We start from the raw sequence: 16,832 nt of genomic DNA, 5'->3' as shown, positions 1-16,832 counted from the left end.
GGCGTATTCCGATGTGCGTCGAGGAGCGCGCCGCAAGCGGCGCCTTTGCGTGTTTGCCCGTTCAAAGAAAAACAAGCATATAGCGCGCCAATCCGCTCGGGCTGGCGCTCCGCACGTGCCGCCCGGGCACGCCGTCGCCGTTACACCCTCCTTCGGTCTGTCAGGAACACTGCTCCGCCAGACGGGTCAACGGGTAACCCCGTCGATCCGGCGCTTGCGGTGTTGCGCGCGTCAGTGTGCACACGCCATACGTGCGGGTTGCGCGCAGCATGGCGAAGCGACTACCCTTCATGAACACGACGCCTGCGGTACCGGCCGCGCAGTGGCGTCACGACAACATCGGGCGAGAAAAGATGGACGACTCATCGATGGAAGATTCCGAAGAATCCCAGCTCCCGGTCTGGCGGGCGAACCTTGCGGTGCTGACCCGCGAGGTGGGAGCTGTGACGCGGCTCGCGCGAATGATGACGTTTTCCGCGAGCTATCTGAAGCTGATGCTGTCTGGCCAGCGCGAGTTCAGCGAAGAGTTCGTGCGCGGTGTGGAGGCCGTGACGGGTCTTCCGGCGGGCTGGATGGACACGCCGCATGAAGGGGGCGACATTCCCGCCGATGCGCGCGCCGCCATCGACAACGAGGCGCCGCTCGCGCGCTTTCGCGGCACGGCCCATCCCGTACGCAAGAAATCGGTGCTGCGCCCGCCCGAGCCGATCTTCAGGCAACCGGGCGCTTCGCGGCGCGCGGAAGAGGAAGCGTTCGATGCCGAGGCGCACCGGCGTCACGCGCATTTTCGCAAGGTCCGGGATCTTGCGGTGCAGGACGTGCGACGCTTCGAACGCTATTTGAGTCACCCGCCTGTCGAATTCAGCGCGGTTCGCGCCAAAGTCGAGGACGTGCTGGCCGCCACGGATCTCGACGGTCACGTCCATGCGGACCTGGAAGGCCGTCTTGAACAGATCGAAAAGCACCGCGATCTGCTGCTGCGGCATGTAGAGAAGCTGCAGGAACTGCTGAACCAGCTTGGCGATGGCGACTGAGCGGCACCGCCTGGGACCCATCGACACCTGGTGCACAGGTGCGCGATTACAGCCGCAGTTCAGTGAGGATCTGTTCGGCGAGAAAGTCGCACGGCGGCCGGTTTGAGCGCGCGCTGCGTGCCAGTACGACCTCGAGCTCCGGGAGCTTCGGCAGCCCATGGGGGCGACCCAGCTGCACGAAATGCTGCGGCACTGCGCATCGCGCGAGCGGCGCAATCGCCAGTCCGGCCTCTACCATGCTGAAGAGTCCCATCAGGCTCGGGCTTTCATACGATGTGCGGTAAGCGATCTTCGCGCGCTCCAGCGCATGGATCGCATTGGCCCGCGCGACACTGCCGGCGCCGAAGAGCGCAATCGGCAACGGCCGTTCCTTCCAGATTTCCCGTCCGCCTGCCGAGCCGGCCCAGACCATCGGCTCGAAGCGGATAAAGTCGCCGCTCAAGCCTTTCATTCGCGTGACGCAGGCAAGATCGACCTTGTTGTCGCGGACGAGCGGCGCGAGCGCGTGGCTCGGCAGACCCACCACCTGGATCTCGACTTTCGGATACGTCGCCGAAAACTTGCGCAGCACTGAAGGCAGCAATGACGACGCGTAATCGTCCGGCACACCGATCGACACGCGGCCTTTCACCTCGGGATGAACCATCGACGCCCACGCTTCGTCGCGCAAGGCGAGCATACGGCGGGCGTAGGCGAGCAGCACCTGGCCGTCCTGGGTCAGTGTGACGCTGCGTGGGCCGCGCACGAAAAGCGGCTTGCCGAGCGCATCTTCCAGCGCGCGGATCTGCATGCTCAACGCCGACTGCGACCGATGCACAAGCGCCGCCCCGCGCACGAAGCTGCCGGCGTCGGCGATTGCCACTACCATCGAGAGAACATCGAGATCGAGGGTTTTCATCGGTATCAGAAAAGCTGATTGAAACGTTCAATATAACGCGTTTGTCTGAACGCAAGGCGGACCGCATACTGGCGGCGGTTCAACAATATGCCGCGAGCGCGGCCGGAGACTCACGCAATGCCGATGACCTACGAAGATTTCAGAAAACTGGGGATGCGCCTCGACATGTCGCGCGGCAAGCCTTCTGCCGCGCAGCTCGATCTGTCGCGCGCGCTGCTGGACGAAGCGGGCACCGTAGGGTTCGTGTCGCGCGATGGCATCGATTGCCGCAACTATGGGCATCTGCTGGGCTTGCCGGAAGCGCGCGAATTCGGCGCGGACCTGCTCGACGTGCCGGCTGCACAGGTGGTGGCCGCCGGCAATTCGAGCCTCGAGCTGATGCACGACGCACTCGCGTTCGCGATGCTCGCGGGCGTGCCCGGCGGCGACGCGTGGCGCAGGCATGACGACATTGCGTTTCTGTGTCCCGCGCCCGGCTATGACCGGCATTTCGCGATCTGTGAAGCGCTTGGCATCCGGATGATCGCTGTACCGTTCAACGATGACGGCCCGGATATGGATTTCGTCGAAGCCCAGGTGCGTGACGATGCGTCGATCAAGGGCATGTGGTGCGTGCCGCTCTACAGCAACCCGACGGGCGCGATCTGGTCGGCGCAGGTAGTGCAGCGCCTCGCCTCGATGCAAACCGCCGCGGCCGATTTCCGCCTGATGTGGGACGACGCATACCGCTTCCATCACCTGACCGAACACCACCACACGACGCCCGACATCCTTAAGGCATGCGAAAGAGCCGGCCATGCGGATCGTGCGCTGGTGTTCGCTTCGTTGTCCAAGGTCACCTTTGCGGGTGCCGCGATTGCGTTTCTTGCGTCGTCGCAGCGGAATATTGCGTGGTGGCAACAGCATGTGTCGATTCGCTCTATCGGGCCGGACAAGCTGAACCAACTGCGTCATGTGCGTTTGTTGCGCGACCGGGCGGGGCTCATGCGTTTGATGGAGCGTCATCGCGCCTTGTTGAAGCCGAAGTTCGACGCGGTCGTGGCGACGTTCGACGAGTGGCTTGGCGGCCTGCCGGATGTGTCGTGGAACGAGCCGCAGGGCGGCTACTTCATCAGCCTGTACGCGCCGCGCGGGCTTGCGAAGCGGACCGTCACACTGGCTGCGCAAGCCGGGCTGGTGCTCACGCCCGCCGGCGCGGCGTTTCCGTATGGCATCGATCCTGATGACAGCCATCTGCGTATTGCGCCATCGTTTCCTTCGCTCGACGAGGTGCGCGAGGCGGCGCGTGGCATTGCGCTGTCGCTGTTGAAGGCGGTCGAAGAGACACGCCGCTGAAGACTGTCATGGAGCGGCAAGCGAAGGGACAGCGAACAAAAGGGTGGAGCGCGCGAATCTTCCCGCACGCCAGCATTTGCGGTAAAAGAGCGCATGACCGATCGCGCGCCGATCTCACCGCTTACCGCATGCGCTGGGCAATGAATTCCGCTTCGAGCCGCCACGTCACGCCGTCGGGTTCGAGCGCAACGCCGGTCCAGCGGAAGGCATCGCTGGCGATATCGGTGAAATTCCAGCGGATCGGTGTGCCGTTCGCGTGCGCGCCGATCTGGATGATGTCGTGGCCGACGCGCCGTCCGATCAACTCGTCGCGCTGACCGGTCGCCGGGTTGAGATAGGTGACACGCCATGCACGCAGCGTCGCGTCCCAGATGCGCAGCGTCGTGCCGTACATGTCGTTGCCTGTATCGAGGCGAGGCGAGCGCTGGCTGCGCGGCGGCATGATCCATACGTCCTGCACCGCGCGGCCTTCGAGCACCCAGGCGAAATGGCTCTCGCCCTTGATGTGTTGTGGGGCGACGTCGACGCGGTAGTGCCTGACATCAAGTTCCCAGCTCCCGACGAGCCATCCGTAGACATCGTCGGCTTCGGGAATATCGGTTGCGCGGCCAGGTGCGGCGAGGGCCGGAAAAAAACCCTGTTCGAGATTCGCTTCGCTGAGGTTCATCCTGCGTGCTCCATCGTGTGAAGAATTCATCGACGCGGACGCGCCGCAGCAAAACCGCGTTCGCTGCCGATGTGATAAAAGCATCATACGGACCCGGACGAGGTGACATCTTGGGGAAAATTGCCGCAGATCTGCAACAGGCACTCGAGCAGCGTGTGCTCGCTGGCGGTCGTGGGCGGACTGCCGCGCGTCCCGTCGCGGCGGGCGAAGGCTGGGCCATCCACGACGTGCTGTGCACCTTCGGCCCACACGATCGTCCGTTCGAGGAACAGCACACGCACGTGTGCATCGCGATGGTGGTTGCCGGTTCGTTCACGTGCCGCACGGATGTCGGGTCCGAACTGCTGACGCCGGGTTCGCTGCTGCTCGGCAACACGGGCCAATGTTTCGAGTGCGGACATCGACACGGCGCGGGTGACCGCTGCCTGTCCGTGCACTACACGCCAGGCTGGTTCGAGCGGCAGGCCGCCGACGCTGGCCTCGGCAGCCGCGATCTGGATTTCCGCCGTCTACGCGTTCCGCCCTTGCGGGTGCTGTCGCCACTGATTGCGCGTGCCTGCGCAGGCACATCGGGGAGCGGAACGGCAACACAGCCGGCCTGGGATGAACTGGTCGTCCAACTGGCCGGGGCGACATTTCAGGCGACTCAGGAAGGCACACGCCGCATGTCGAAGCCGACGCCCGCGGTCTGGTCGCGCGTCGCGCAGATCGTGCGCATGATCGACGGCACGCCCGATGCGTCCCACACGCTCAGCGGTCTGGCGCGCGCCGCATGCATGAGCGAATTCCATTTCCTGCGCACGTTTGCGCACGTGACCGGCGTGACGCCACATCAATACGTGTTGCGCGCGCGCCTTCGCGCGGCGGCGCTGCGGCTGGCAGACGATACGGCAAAAATTGTCGAGATCGCGCTGGACAGCGGCTTCAACGACATATCGAATTTCAATCACGCGTTTCGTGCAGAGTTCGGCGTCAGCCCGCGCGCCTGGCGGGCCGGTGTGCGAAGCAGGGTGCATTACGCATGAGTGAGCTCCGCTTGCTGGGCCGCCTGTTGCTCAGGTCAGCGCGACGCTCATGGCGCCGCTCATTCCGGCAGTTTGTCCACTGTGGCCTCGTTTTATCGCTGATCGCGTGCTGCGGCGTGACGATCGCGCATGCCGAAGACACCACCGTTGCGGAAGACGTCCCGCCATCGGTGGTCGAGCGCGACGTTCACCTGTTCATCGTGCAGAAAGACGGTTCCATCGAGGAACGCGACGACACGGTTCTGCGCGCGAACACGACGAGCGGCGTCGACGACATCGCGCAGCGCTACGTATGGTTCAACAAGGACATCGAGCAGGTCCAGTTGCTGGCGGCGGAGACGATCGGCCGCGACGGCGTTGCTCATCCGGTGGGCCCGGAAGGTATCCGCGATGTGCAGGAGCCGCGTTCTGCGGGAGCGCCGACCTTCGAGGACGGCGTACTGCGCACCGTGATTTTTCCGGGCGTCGAGCCGGGTGCGCGCGTGCACCTCGCGTTTCGCAAGACGCGCTCGAAACCGCTGCAGGCAGGCACGTTTTCGTATTTCGTCGAACCGGCGCGCGGGCCGGTCGAGTTGCAGCAACTGATCTTCGATCTGCCTGCCGAGGTGCCGCTCCATGCGGATGCACGCGGCTATGTGCCGCTCGATCCCGTGACGGAGAACGGCCGGACCCGCTACACATTCGAGTATCGTCACGGGACGTATCCGCCGATCGAGAGCGGGGCAGTGGGCTACGCGACATGGGGCGACCGGCTGATCGTGTCCACCACGCCGGATTTTGCGGCGTTCGCGGCGCGTTACCAGTCGGCCGCCGCGGACCCGACGACGGCCGATCCGGCGATCGTCGAACTGGCCCGCTCGCTGACCGCGCAGACCGACGATCCGCGCACCAGGGCACAACTGCTGTACGACTGGATGCGCTTCAACGTGCGCTACGTTGCGCTCTTTCTCGGCGAGACGGCGGCGAAGCCCCATCGCGCGATCGACATCCTGCGCAACCGGTACGGCGACTGCAAGGATTACGTCGCGCTTTACGGCGCGCTGCTGGCGGCGCTCGGCATCCGTAGCGAGCCCGTTTTGCTGAGCCTGGGACCGGTCTATACGCTGCCGTCGGTGCCGGGCTATGGCACGAGCGCAATCAATCACGCGATTCTCTGGATGCCCGATCTGGGACTTTACGCGGACGCGTCGGCGGGCGGTACGGCGTTTGGCTATCTGCCCGCGGGCGTCATGGACCGGCCTGTGCTGCTGGTCGACGAGGGCGTGCTGTCGCGCACCCCCGCCGGGCAGCCGCGCGGGCGCAGCGTGCGGCTGCAGATCGACGTCGGCGCGGACGGAAACGCGACGTACATGTATCGCGTCGAGGATACGGGCGCGACCGCCGAGCCTGAGCGAAACATGTTCCGGCGCTCGACACATGCGCGCGCCCAGCAGATCGCGTCCGACCGTTTGCGTCAGACGGGTTTGCACGGCACGGCGCAGATCCGCACGGGCGATCTTGCCGCAACGGATGGACCCTTCACGAGTTCGATCCAGGGCACGGTCGAACATCTGGTCTGGCCGGATGGCACGACTGCGCTGCCTGCACTGTCGAGCCTGTCAGGCGGAATTGCGACGCAGGTTCAGACGTGGCTTGCGGAACCGGTGCGCACGCAACCGTATGTCTGTATCGGTGGAGATTTCGACGAGACTGCGCAGATCACGCTGCCGGCGAATGTGCGCGTCACCGATGTGCCGCGCGATGCCGCCGTGCGCGCACCGTCTTTCGACTATGCGTCGCACTACGTCTTCGATCCTGCTACGCGGACCTTGCAGGTTACGCGGCGTTTGCATGCCGCGTTCGGGCACCAGGTCTGCTCGCCGGAAGAGTTTGCGCAGTCGCGTGCCGCGCTGGAGCGTATCGAGCGGGACGCATTCTCGCAGGTGGTGGCGAAAGCCGAGGGAGGCTAGTCGAGGCGCGTGTCGCCCCGCGTTGAAAGCGGGACGGCACGCGCGGCAAGACCGTTGTGGCGGAGGAACGCCTAGCTGCCGCTCTTCGTGACCACAGGGACCCAGACGCCGCCCTTCACCTGATACAGCGTGGACTGGGCATTCTTCAGCGCACCGGTGTTGTCGAACGAGATCGGCCCGGTCACACCTTCGAAGCTGATGGTTTTCAGCGCAGGCCGGTACACCGACGGCGTGGACGACTTCGCCACCTGCATCGCCTTGATCGCCGCCCACGTCGCGTCATAGCCGAACGGCGCATAGGACAGGATATCGACGCCGTACTTCTTCTTGAATTTGTCGGAGAAGTCTTTGCCGCCGGGCAGTTGCGCGAGCGGCTTGCCGTATTCCCACGCCATCGCGCCGTCCGCTGCGTCGCCGGCCAGCTTCACGAACTCGGGATCCTCGACGCCGCCGCCGCCGAGCAACTGCGCCGTCATGCCGAGCTGCTTCATCTTCTTCGCGATGGCCGCTGCCTGATTGTCGAGGCCGCCGAAGAAAATCAGATCGGCGTTGGTCGCCTTGATCTTCGTCAGCTGGGTGCTGAAGTCGACGGCGTGGTTGTCGGTGTATTCGCGCGTCACGATGTTGCCGCCGTGCGCTTTCACCGCCTTTTCGAACTCGTCGGCTTCACCCTGACCGAACGCGGTCCGGTCGTCGATGATGGCGATCCGCTTCGCCTTCGTGACGTCGACGGCATAGGCGCCTGCATTGCCGGCGTTCTGGCCATCGGTTGAGATGACCATGAAGGTGTTCGCAAAGCCGCGGCTCGTGATGGTCGGGTTGGTTGCGGCCGGGTCGATCATTGGAATGCCGGCCTGCTCATAGATCTGCGAGGCCGGAATCGTCGTGCCCGAATTGAAGTGGCCGACCACCACCGATACGTTCTGGTCCACCAGCTTCTGCGCCGCCTGCACGCCGATACGGGGGTCGGCCTGATCGTCTTCGGACAGGAGGCTGAAATTCGCGACCTTGTCGCCGATCTTGATCTTCTGCGCGTTCGCCTCGTCGATCGCGAGCCGCACACCGTTCTCGAGATCCTTGCCGTAGCCGGCGTTCGCGCCCGTCAGCGGCGCGGCGAAACCGATCTTGACCGGCAGATCGTCCGCGAAGCTGGATAACGGTGCGACCGACAACACGGCACCCAGCAGCACAGCGACAGGTTGCATCGTCTTGCGAAGACTCATGTTCTCTCCTTCCATCTACAAGGTTCAAGGGACGAAAACCGGCTCGATCATGTGCACCGGAGACACGCCGCGGATGAATGCGGGGAAATGCGCCTCCGGCCGGCTGCTCAAAGACTGCCTGATAAATCGCGGTGCATGGTACGTCCGGAAACAGAGACAGCTGACTGCCCGGTACGCTGCGATTGCAGTGATCAATCTGGCGCGAATATAGAAAGCCAATATGAGGTCGTCTTGGCAGTTCGCGGCGCTTTGACTGCGCATTTCAGCACAGACCAAAAATGTGAATTCGAGCGGGTTGACTGCGGGAGGGACAATGGCGGGGGGAGAGCGGGGGGAATGGCGGGCGCTGCAGCGCGACAAAAAGAAAGCCGGCGCGTTTGCGCCGGCCCGCATATCACTGCTCGCCTTGCAGGCGCAGCAGTTCCTCGCGCAGGCGCACGAGCGGTTCCTTGACGTCGTCGCTGGCCCACGTGTCGAGGTCGTCGATTGCGCGCATGCAGCCGTCCAGCACGATATCGAGATCGACCGGCACACCGTTCGCGAGCGCGAACTGGATCGTTTCCGCGAATTGCGCGCATTCGTCCGCGCCATACGAGATGTCGAGGTTGTCGGCAATCACAACTGCGATGTTGCTGCGTGCCTTGTCGTCGGCGGCGACGAGGTCGATGATGCCGCGCGCGACGGCTGGCGAGTAGTAAAGCGCGATGTCGAGCCATTGCGCCGGATCGAAATCCGCTTCGCCGAACTGGTTCTCGAAGTACTCGATGGCTTCCTGTTCGTGCGCTTCGTCAGCATCGACGCTGATGCACAACTCCTCAAAATATTCTTCCCGCTCGCTGCGGATCTGTCCGTCCATCGGTGCCTCTTTACCTGTGCTGGGATGATGCTGGCGCGGAATGCGCGGCTCGAATTATAGGACGTCCCGTCGCTGTGCATCTGCACGCAGGTCTGCCGCCACGAACCCGCCGCGGTCTGGTCGTTCATTGTGTAATCCGCAAGAAAGTTTTCCACGCGCGGGGGATTTTCCGCGGCGCTTCTCTCGCTAGACTGCTTCTGACTGTTCTGGTCACGCAACTGTGGAGAATCGAAGATGAAAAGCGTACTTGTTTCGCTGTGCTGCGGCGTGCTGGGTTTCGCGTTGGCGGGGCCGTCGATGGCGCAGGAGTCGGGGCTGTCAGGCGGTCTGACTCGCGCCGAAGTGAAGGCGGAACTGGCCGACTATCGGGCGGTAGGCTATGAGTTCAGCGAAGCGGGCTATCCGGAACTGGCCGTCGAGGCCGCGCACAAGGTGGCCGCGTTGCGCGCGGCGCGCGCTGCGGCTGCTGCGGGTCAGCCACAGCCGGTGATAGTGTCGAACCGGTAGACGTGGGTGCGCATCGAGCCAGCCGAAGTGGTGAGGGTTGGACGCGTATTCCGAGTCATTCCCGCGTCACTCGGCTTCGCTCACCACCCACGCATCGAACCAGTCGCGCGGATGCGCGATTTCGTTCTGGGCCGCGACGAGTTCGAGCTCGTAGCGGTGCGCTTCCCAGGTCGCCTTGACGACGGCGTTCACGGCCGCGAGCGTATGTTCGAATGCCGAGCGCACCGGGTCGCCCAGCAGCGTGCGGGCGACGAACACTGCGCTCGTCAGGTCGCCGACGCCAACCGGCTGGCGTGCGAACGGATAGAGCGGGCGCTGCCCCATCCACGCTTCGCGCTCGGTGACCACCAGCATGTTGAAGCAGTCGGCCGGGCTGTTGCGATCGAGCAGGTGTTTGACGAGCATGATCTTCGGTCCGCGGAGAATCACTTCGCGGCATGCGGCGACGGCTTCCTCGACGGTTTCGATCTCGCGCCCGACGAGCCGCTGCAGTTCGGTATGGTTAGGCGCCATGCCGTCGGCGATCTCCGGCATCCTGCGCACGAGAAACTGCTGGATGCCCGGTTCGGCCTTGTAGCCGCCTGCCGCGCTTGTCGGTGCGCCCATCACGGGATCGCAGAAGTACCAGGCATGCGGGTTGGCCGCCTTTACCGCACGGACGATCTCGATCACGGCTTCGCCCTGGTCGGGTGCGCCGAGGTAGCCTGACAACACCGCATCGCAGCGCGGCAGCACGCCGATCGCGCCGATGCCTTCGACGAGATCGAGCAGTTGCGCCGCGTCGATCGAACTGCCGGTCCAGTGCCCGTACTGCGTGTGATTCGAGAACTGCACGGTGTTGAGCGGCCACACGTTGACACCGAGGCGTCGCATCGGGAATTCCGCCGCGCTATTGCCCGCATGACCGAAGACGACATGCGACTGGATGCTCAGGACGTTTTTCATGATCTGCATCGCCGGAGCGCCCGGTGCGCGCCGCTGGTATTGACTGGATGGGACCGCACGCCGCTGTCATGCCGCGAAGCGCCGCCGTGCGGATCTCGTGCAGGTGCAGCATGCGCGTGCGAGAAACTACGATACATGAGTTTTCACGTGCGCGGACCCGATCAGGCCCCGCGTTGTTGCGCCGAACCATCAGGTTGCGGCATAAAGATGCCGAAACTTCGCTCAACGTGAGGCGATGTCAGACCAGCTCCCGATAGAGCGCGAGATAGCGCTCCGCCGATGCCCCCCAGCCGTAGTCCTGACGCATCGCGCGTTGCTGCGTCGCCTTCCAGTCGGTGCGGCGCGCGTAAAGCGCGAACGCGCGACGGATCGCGGCGCCCAACGCCTCAGGTTCGAAGTGCTCGAAAACGAAGCCGGTGGCGAGGTCGTCGGCAAGATTTTCGAGCGATGCGTCGAACACCGTATCGGCGAGGCCGCCCACGCGATGCACGAGCGGAAGCGAGCCGTAGGCGAGCGCATAGAGCTGCGTGAGGCCGCACGGCTCGAAGCGCGACGGCACCGCGATCACGTCGCTCCCGGCGAGGATCATGTGGGCGAGCGTCTCGTCGAAGCCGCGTTCGACGGCAACCATGTCCGGATGCGCCTGTGCGACGCGCATGAGGCCGTTCTCCAGCGCCGGGTCGCCGGTGCCGAGCACGACGAGCTGGCCGCCCCGCCTGATGATTTCCGGCAACGTGGCGAGCAGCAGGTCGAGCCCTTTCTGCTCGGTCAGCCGGCTCACGACGCCGAACAGCAGCGCATCGCCTTGTTCCGCGATGCCGAAGCGCTTTTGCAGCGCTTCTTTACAGGCGCGTTTGCCAGGCAGCCGCGACGGGCCATAGCGCGCGGCCAGGGTCGTGTCGTTGATGGGGCTCCATACCGCGTAGTCGACCCCGTTCAGGATGCCGGTCAGATCTTTCGAGCGCTCACGCAGGAGTGCATCGAGGCCGCCGCCCTGGGCGAGCGTCTGGATTTCGCGCGCGTAGGTCGGGCTTACGGTCGTGATGCGGTCGGCGTAATACAGCCCGGCCTTCAGGAACGACAGCTGGCCGTAGAACTCGACGCCGTGCATGTTGAAAAAGTCCGCCGGCAGACCGAGCAGTGCGAACTGCCGGGCCGGGAAAATCCCCTGATACGCAAGGTTGTGGACGGTGAATATCGTGCGGGCGATCGTCTTGCCCTTTTCACGTTCAGCCGCTTTCAGATAGGCCGGTGCGAGGCCGGCATGCCAGTCGTGGCAATGCACGATCTGCGGCACCCACGCCGGATCGACGTGTTGCGCGATCTGCGCCGCCGTCCACCCGAGCAGCGCGAAACGCTGGGCGTTGTCGCCGTACGGCACATGATCGTCGTCGAGATAGGGGTTGCCGTGGCGGATGTAAAGCTCGTCCGCGCGGATCATGTACACCTCGATGCCGGTCGACGGCAGCGTGCCCAGTTCGAGGGTCACGCTGGCCGCGCCGAAACGGTTGCCGAACTGCGCGACGGGCTTCAGGTCGGCAAGGCCCGCCGCCACCGACGGAAAGCCCGGCAACAGCACCCGGACGTCCGCGCCGCGTTCGACGAGCGCGGGTGGCAGGGCGCCGACCACGTCGGCCAGACCGCCGGTCTTCAGGAGCGGATACAGCTCGCTCGCGACGTGCAGGGCGCGCGTCGTCATAAGGGAGACTCCTTGTGTCGATACAGCTTGTCAGGCTGCGGCTAGTGCGCGGTCTGTCGTCGCAGCGCCTCGGGGGTGACGAGCACGACGCCGCTTTCCGTGCGATAGAAGCGGTCGCCGTCGAGGGTCGGGTCTTCGCCGATCACCGTGCCATCCGGAACCGTGCAGCCGCGGTCGATCACGACCTTGCGCAGCCGGCAGCTCGCACCGATCGTCACCTGTGGCAGCAAGACTGCCTCATTGATGTTACAGAACGAATTCACGACGACATTCGACGACAGCACCGAGCGCGAAATTTGCGACCCGGAGATCACGCAGCCGCCGCAGACAATCAGGTTCGTTCCCGAACCCTGCAGGCCGTTCAGGTCGCGCACGAACTTGGCGGGCGGCAACTGCTCCTGGTGGGTCCAGATTGGCCAGTTGCGGTCGTACAGGTCGAGCGTCGGAATGGTGGAGGCCAGATCGAGATTGGCGGCCCAGTAGGCGTCGATGGTGCCGACGTCGCGCCAGTAAGGCTCGGTCTCCGTCCCCGAGGACACGCACGACATGCTGAACGGATGGGCGATCGCATGCCCCTGGGTGACCACGCGCGGGATGATGTCTTTACCGAAGTCATGATCGGTGGCGGCGCTCGTGATGTTTTCCTCGAGCAGCGAGTACAGGTAGTCCGCGTTGAACACGTAGATGCCCATGCTGGCGAGGGCGATGTCGGGGCGTCCCGGCATCGCGGGCGGATCGGCGGGCTTTTCGACGAAGCCCGTCACACGCCGGTTTTCATCGACGTGCATCACGCCGAAGGCCACGGCGTCCATCCGGGGGGTCTCGATGCAGCCGACGGTGCAGTCCGCGCCGCTTTCGGCATGATCGAGAATCATCCGCGTGTAATCCATCTTGTAGATGTGGTCGCCCGCCAGCACCACGACGTACTTCGGCTGGATCGAGCGGATGATGTCGAGATTCTGGAAGACGGCGTCGGCCGTGCCGCGATACCAGTGCGCGCCTTCCACGCGCTGCTGCGCCGGCCACAGATCGATGAACTCGTTGAATTCGCCGCGCAGGAAGCCCCAGCCGCGCTGCAGATGGCGCAGCAGCGAGTGCGCCTTGTATTGCGTGACGACGGCGATGCGGCGGATGCCGGAGTTCAGACAGTTCGACAGCGCGAAATCGATGATCCGGTATTTGCCGCCGAAATGAACCGCTGGTTTGACGCGTTTGTTCGTCAGGGGGCCGAGCCGCGTGCCGCGACCGCCGGCCAGCACGATGGCGAGCGTGGTGCGTTGCAGATCGTTGAGGCTTGCCGGAGTTTCCATGTCTTTGTCTCCCTGGAAGGTGCCCCCGGATTGCAGTGTTTTTCTTTTTGCGGCGTCGCCTGCTATTTCTAGCACCGATTGGCAGCGCGCGAATAGTCTGGATTATGTGGATGCGGACTCGCTGCTGTCTGCCAGTATCACCCGGGACGGCGCGGTGTGCGAGTGCGGTATGACGCACAGTGCGTGATTGTGCGTCGTGCCCGCGGTGTGCAATAACCGTGCCACAGACAGGTGGCCGTAAGCGTGCCGGGTGCCGGCCAGCACGTCCTTCACTGGCGCCAGTCGAACAGTTCGAGTTCACGTCGCCGCAGCAGACGCTGCATATGGCGTATATGGACATCAAGCCGGAGCATCCGAATGGCCGGACAGCGGTTCTGCTGCACGGCAAAAATTTTTGCGGGGCGACGTGGGAAACCACGATCCACCGTTTGAGCGAGGCCGGCTATCGGCTCATCGCGCCGGACCAGATCGGCTTTTGCAAGTCGAGCAAGCCGGCGCAATGCATCGTGGCCGAGGCGCGGCGACGCCACGACGCGCAAAGGACGCTCAAAGACGGCGGCGCGCTGCTTGCGGGTATCGAGGCGATGCAGGCTCAACCGGTAGAACACGACTGAGCGCGCCGCCTTGCAGATTCGACCCGCGAGAAACAGCTGCAATTGTCTGCGCAGGCACCCATTCGGGCTCGCGTGCCGTTAGGCAGCGCTCCCAAAATCAAAATGTCAATTCTTGACACCCGCGAGCCGCGATCTGTTTTAGGGTTGTCCTCCCGTACCCCAATAAAGGAAACGCGAACCATGTCGGAACAGCAAAAGAACGGGACAACCTGTCCGTTCGCAACTATCGGCGCGCGCACCGGGCGCGGCGGGCGTGTTGCCCGCGTGTCGACGACTGCGACGATTCATGAACGAGGTCTTGCCGTGGTGGGTGACCTTGTGACCTACGACGACGGCACGGAAACAACCATCATTGACCGTGCGGGCTTTGCCGCAATGTGGGCCGACAAGCCGATCGCGCTGGTCGGTTCTCGCCTGAGCAATGGCGACACGATCACGACAGCCATGCAGGATGAATTCGGTATCACGGTTCGCGACGGCGAGGATATTTCTGGCCTGTTCGATCCAGCATACATGCTGCCGCTGAGGGCCGCCACGGATCGAGGGAGCATTGATGCGTAAAGCAGCGGTCCGCGACGGCGATCCTACAACAACGGGAGGATATGTCATTGGCACTTCGACCCGCATCAACGATAAGGGGAAGAAGGTTGCCTTGACTGACGATCATGCCACCTGTGGTAACTGCAAGGGTACATACAGGATATTCGGCACCGGCAAAAAGATGTCCGATAGGGGGCGATGCGTAGTGGTTGACGACGACCGCGTGCTGTGCCCGTGCGGGAAGAATCGCGTCATTGTCGGTAGTAACCCCGGTATCTTTATTGAAGCCGACGGCGGTCAGGCAGGTATCAGACGCACCAGTGCGGCATCGACGCCGAGCGCTTTATCATCAGCGGCGAAAGTGTATGACGAACAGTTCACCCTCCGGGATGACGACGGTTATCCGCTCGCGAATGTGCGGTATCGCGCGCGTATGGGTTCCCACGTAGTAGCCAGTGGCCTCACAGACGCGCAAGGCCGCACGCAACGTATCAATACGGAATCCGCGAAGCGCATAACGCTAGAAGTTGCCGACCTCTAAGCGCGCGTCTGAAGCTTTCGTGACGTGAGCAACCGCGAAAGCGCAGCCTCATTTTTTCGATCACGGGGAACTAACACAGTGTCTGACTATGAATTCGTAACAGTCCACGATTCAGCAGTTACGAACACCAACCCAAATTCAATGGTTACAGTTACCGTGGATACAAGCGGGTCAGCGATCTGCGATAACATGAGCGATGCCGAATTTAGAAAGACTGTTCTGACCTTGCGCGATGATGCCGTCAAGGTGATCGCACTCAGAATTCAGGACTTATCCAACTGGAATGCTGCCGCACAAGCGAGAGTAAAACAATGGTTCGGAAAGTCAGACGAAGATGCCCGCACTAAACTTATAAGCGGCCTGAAGGCACTTGTACCGGTTATGAATGGGCTGACCGCAAGAAACTTCGTACGTGTAGATTCAGAGCAAGACAGAGCTACCGGTTGTGTGCCTGGTACGAAAAATCTCGATGGAGAAGTTGCGCACGTATGCGCTCCCGATACGGCTACGCATACCATTGCGATTAATAGAAATTTCTGTCAATTACCTCAAAAATCTGTGTCCAGATTATCTTCAATGCAGCTGACAATAGTTCATGAATGCACGCATTTCGTAGACACATTTGGCTCCCTGGATTATCCGGGTGGATATGGGTACACAGCTTGTACGTGGTTCGCCAGCGATCACCCTGATCGTGCAATAACCAACGCAGATAGTATTGCCTGGTACGTTTTGGCACGCTACTAACGACTTAAACATGAAATTTATCGGTTACGCTTTGGGCGCAGTCGCGGTTGCGATATCGTTGCAATCGCATGCCTGTTCGGTCTTTCTTCAAAGCAACATACAATTGCCGCTTAACGCTGCCGATGTAAGCAATAGTGACCGTCTCTCTCTAACTCGCCGCTATCTAACAGCAAGGGAATGGACAACAGAGGGGGCGAGCGCAGAGGTCGATGCGGTGGCTTTTGAATCCGAACAGAATCCAAAAGAACTTGCCGCTTTGCGAGGAAAAAATGTCAAGACGTTCTTGATGCGGTTAGGTTTGGACAAGGACAAAATATTCGTTCATGAACGGGTCATCAAGCTGAGCAAGGGCAAGGTCGATCCAGACGACAAATGGCAGATCGGTGTCGAGTTCGTTCCCAACTGTCCGTCTTCGGGATGTCAGAACCTGTGTAATACCCCGAAGCTACAGGGTGTCGCCAGCTATGCGGTAACAGCTGATACATTGGGTCCGGCACCCGGAAGCAACAGTTTTACGTGTGGAGACAAACGCGAACCCACGAAAGCCCGTATTCTCGAAACTCAGGTGTGGACCGTGCGTACTCAGGAAAAATCGTTGACTCTGGTCGGGAACGATAGCTTCGGCAAACAGGAGCCCCTTTCGGATATTTGCTATCGTGTGACGACCAGCGCGCGGGAGTACATTGGGATGACTGACGATCAAGGTCGCACCGAGCGTATGCAGTTACTTGGTCCCGAACACACGAAGATCGAGATGAAGGTCGATGCAGACCGGTATCCAGTTAACGGGCAGTGACTGATCCGCAACGTTGGTCGGGTCTTTCGTTCTGTTGCGAAGTAATAGCTTGAACTAAGGCCCCGCCTCGGCGGGGCTTTCTCATTCAAACTTGCAGCATGCTTTCACGACCGAATAGCGTTGCCTGGGCGTCATGCGGCTGTGAC

Annotated in this window: 16 protein-coding genes and 1 pseudogene; 10 read left to right on the top strand and 7 right to left on the bottom strand. The window is 62.6% G+C overall.

Annotated features, from left to right (window positions below):
• The first annotated feature begins 368 nt into the window (after window positions 1–368).
• The gene (locus B0G77_RS20270; protein WP_133664210.1) at window positions 369–1,034 is read left to right on the top strand and encodes a hypothetical protein; all 666 of its coding nucleotides are present in this window, start codon (window positions 369–371) and stop codon (window positions 1,032–1,034) included.
• A gap of 46 nt (window positions 1,035–1,080) precedes the next feature.
• On the opposite strand, the gene B0G77_RS20265 is transcribed toward B0G77_RS20270, so the two are convergent.
• Window positions 1,081–1,932, bottom strand: a complete 852-nt coding sequence (locus tag B0G77_RS20265) for a LysR substrate-binding domain-containing protein (protein ID WP_133663730.1) — start codon at window positions 1,930–1,932, stop codon at window positions 1,081–1,083.
• A 117-nt stretch (window positions 1,933–2,049) separates the two neighbouring features.
• Between B0G77_RS20265 and B0G77_RS20260 the strand changes: the two genes are divergently transcribed.
• Entirely contained in the window at window positions 2,050–3,267 is a 1,218-nt protein-coding gene (locus B0G77_RS20260; protein ID WP_133663729.1) for an aminotransferase class I/II-fold pyridoxal phosphate-dependent enzyme, read from the top strand.
• A gap of 121 nt (window positions 3,268–3,388) precedes the next feature.
• Here B0G77_RS20260 and B0G77_RS20255 read toward each other — a convergent pair whose 3' ends face one another.
• Window positions 3,389–3,934 (bottom strand): hypothetical protein, encoded by a 546-nt coding sequence (locus tag B0G77_RS20255; RefSeq protein WP_133663728.1) that lies wholly within the window; start codon window positions 3,932–3,934, stop codon window positions 3,389–3,391.
• A gap of 110 nt (window positions 3,935–4,044) precedes the next feature.
• On the opposite strand from B0G77_RS20255, the gene B0G77_RS20250 reads away from it, so the two are divergent.
• Complete coding sequence (locus B0G77_RS20250; RefSeq protein WP_133663727.1) at window positions 4,045–4,959, top strand: AraC family transcriptional regulator; 915 nt, start codon at window positions 4,045–4,047, stop codon at window positions 4,957–4,959.
• Entirely contained in the window at window positions 4,956–6,908 is a 1,953-nt protein-coding gene (locus tag B0G77_RS20245; RefSeq protein ID WP_133663726.1) for a DUF3857 domain-containing transglutaminase family protein, read from the top strand. Before B0G77_RS20250 ends, B0G77_RS20245 begins: the two co-directional genes overlap by 4 nt.
• A 71-nt stretch (window positions 6,909–6,979) precedes the next feature.
• On the opposite strand, the gene B0G77_RS20240 is transcribed toward B0G77_RS20245, so the two are convergent.
• Together B0G77_RS20240 and B0G77_RS20235 are read right to left on the bottom strand one after the other, a co-directional pair.
• Window positions 6,980–8,131, bottom strand: a complete 1,152-nt coding sequence (locus B0G77_RS20240) for a branched-chain amino acid ABC transporter substrate-binding protein (RefSeq protein ID WP_133663725.1) — start codon at window positions 8,129–8,131, stop codon at window positions 6,980–6,982.
• 394 nt (window positions 8,132–8,525) lie between these two features.
• On the bottom strand, window positions 8,526–8,987 hold the full coding sequence (locus tag B0G77_RS20235) for a hypothetical protein (RefSeq protein WP_133663724.1): 462 nt from the start codon (window positions 8,985–8,987) through the stop codon (window positions 8,526–8,528).
• 234 nt (window positions 8,988–9,221) lie between these two features.
• Here B0G77_RS20235 and B0G77_RS20230 point away from each other — a divergent pair, with 234 nt between their 5' ends.
• A complete protein-coding gene (locus B0G77_RS20230; RefSeq protein ID WP_133663723.1) occupies window positions 9,222–9,494 on the top strand; it encodes a DUF4148 domain-containing protein in 273 nt (90 codons plus the stop codon).
• 66 nt (window positions 9,495–9,560) lie between these two features.
• Here B0G77_RS20230 and pdxY read toward each other — a convergent pair whose 3' ends face one another.
• From pdxY to glgC, 3 genes are all read right to left on the bottom strand, one after another.
• A complete protein-coding gene (gene pdxY, locus B0G77_RS20225; RefSeq protein ID WP_133663722.1) occupies window positions 9,561–10,439 on the bottom strand; it encodes a pyridoxal kinase PdxY in 879 nt (292 codons plus the stop codon).
• A gap of 238 nt (window positions 10,440–10,677) precedes the next feature.
• Window positions 10,678–12,138, bottom strand: coding sequence for a glycogen synthase GlgA (gene glgA / locus B0G77_RS20220; protein WP_133663721.1), 1,461 nt, complete (start codon window positions 12,136–12,138; stop codon window positions 10,678–10,680).
• A 41-nt stretch (window positions 12,139–12,179) separates the two neighbouring features.
• The gene (glgC, locus tag B0G77_RS20215; protein ID WP_133663720.1) at window positions 12,180–13,448 is read right to left on the bottom strand and encodes a glucose-1-phosphate adenylyltransferase; all 1,269 of its coding nucleotides are present in this window, start codon (window positions 13,446–13,448) and stop codon (window positions 12,180–12,182) included.
• Between the two features lie 275 nt (window positions 13,449–13,723).
• On the opposite strand from glgC, the pseudogene B0G77_RS20210 reads away from it, so the two are divergent.
• The 5 genes and pseudogenes from B0G77_RS20210 to B0G77_RS20190 form a co-directional block, all read left to right on the top strand.
• A pseudogene (locus B0G77_RS20210) lies at window positions 13,724–13,942 on the top strand (alpha/beta hydrolase); the annotation flags it as partial.
• 222 nt (window positions 13,943–14,164) lie between these two features.
• Window positions 14,165–14,623 (top strand): PAAR domain-containing protein, encoded by a 459-nt coding sequence (locus B0G77_RS20205; RefSeq protein ID WP_243751058.1) that lies wholly within the window; start codon window positions 14,165–14,167, stop codon window positions 14,621–14,623.
• Complete coding sequence (locus tag B0G77_RS20200) at window positions 14,616–15,143, top strand: PAAR domain-containing protein (RefSeq protein ID WP_133663719.1); 528 nt, start codon at window positions 14,616–14,618, stop codon at window positions 15,141–15,143. Before B0G77_RS20205 ends, B0G77_RS20200 begins: the two co-directional genes overlap by 8 nt.
• A gap of 189 nt (window positions 15,144–15,332) precedes the next feature.
• Complete coding sequence (locus B0G77_RS20195; RefSeq protein WP_243751057.1) at window positions 15,333–15,890, top strand: M35 family metallo-endopeptidase; 558 nt, start codon at window positions 15,333–15,335, stop codon at window positions 15,888–15,890.
• 10 nt (window positions 15,891–15,900) lie between these two features.
• Window positions 15,901–16,686 (top strand): hypothetical protein, encoded by a 786-nt coding sequence (locus tag B0G77_RS20190; RefSeq protein WP_133663718.1) that lies wholly within the window; start codon window positions 15,901–15,903, stop codon window positions 16,684–16,686.
• The last annotated feature ends 146 nt before the right edge of the window (window positions 16,687–16,832 follow it).

This window comes from Paraburkholderia sp. BL10I2N1 (genome assembly GCF_004361815.1).
In the GTDB taxonomy this organism is placed as follows: domain Bacteria; phylum Pseudomonadota; class Gammaproteobacteria; order Burkholderiales; family Burkholderiaceae; genus Paraburkholderia.
Note: the sequence above shows the minus strand (reverse complement) of the source record. Positions and strands in the feature narration are given on the sequence as shown.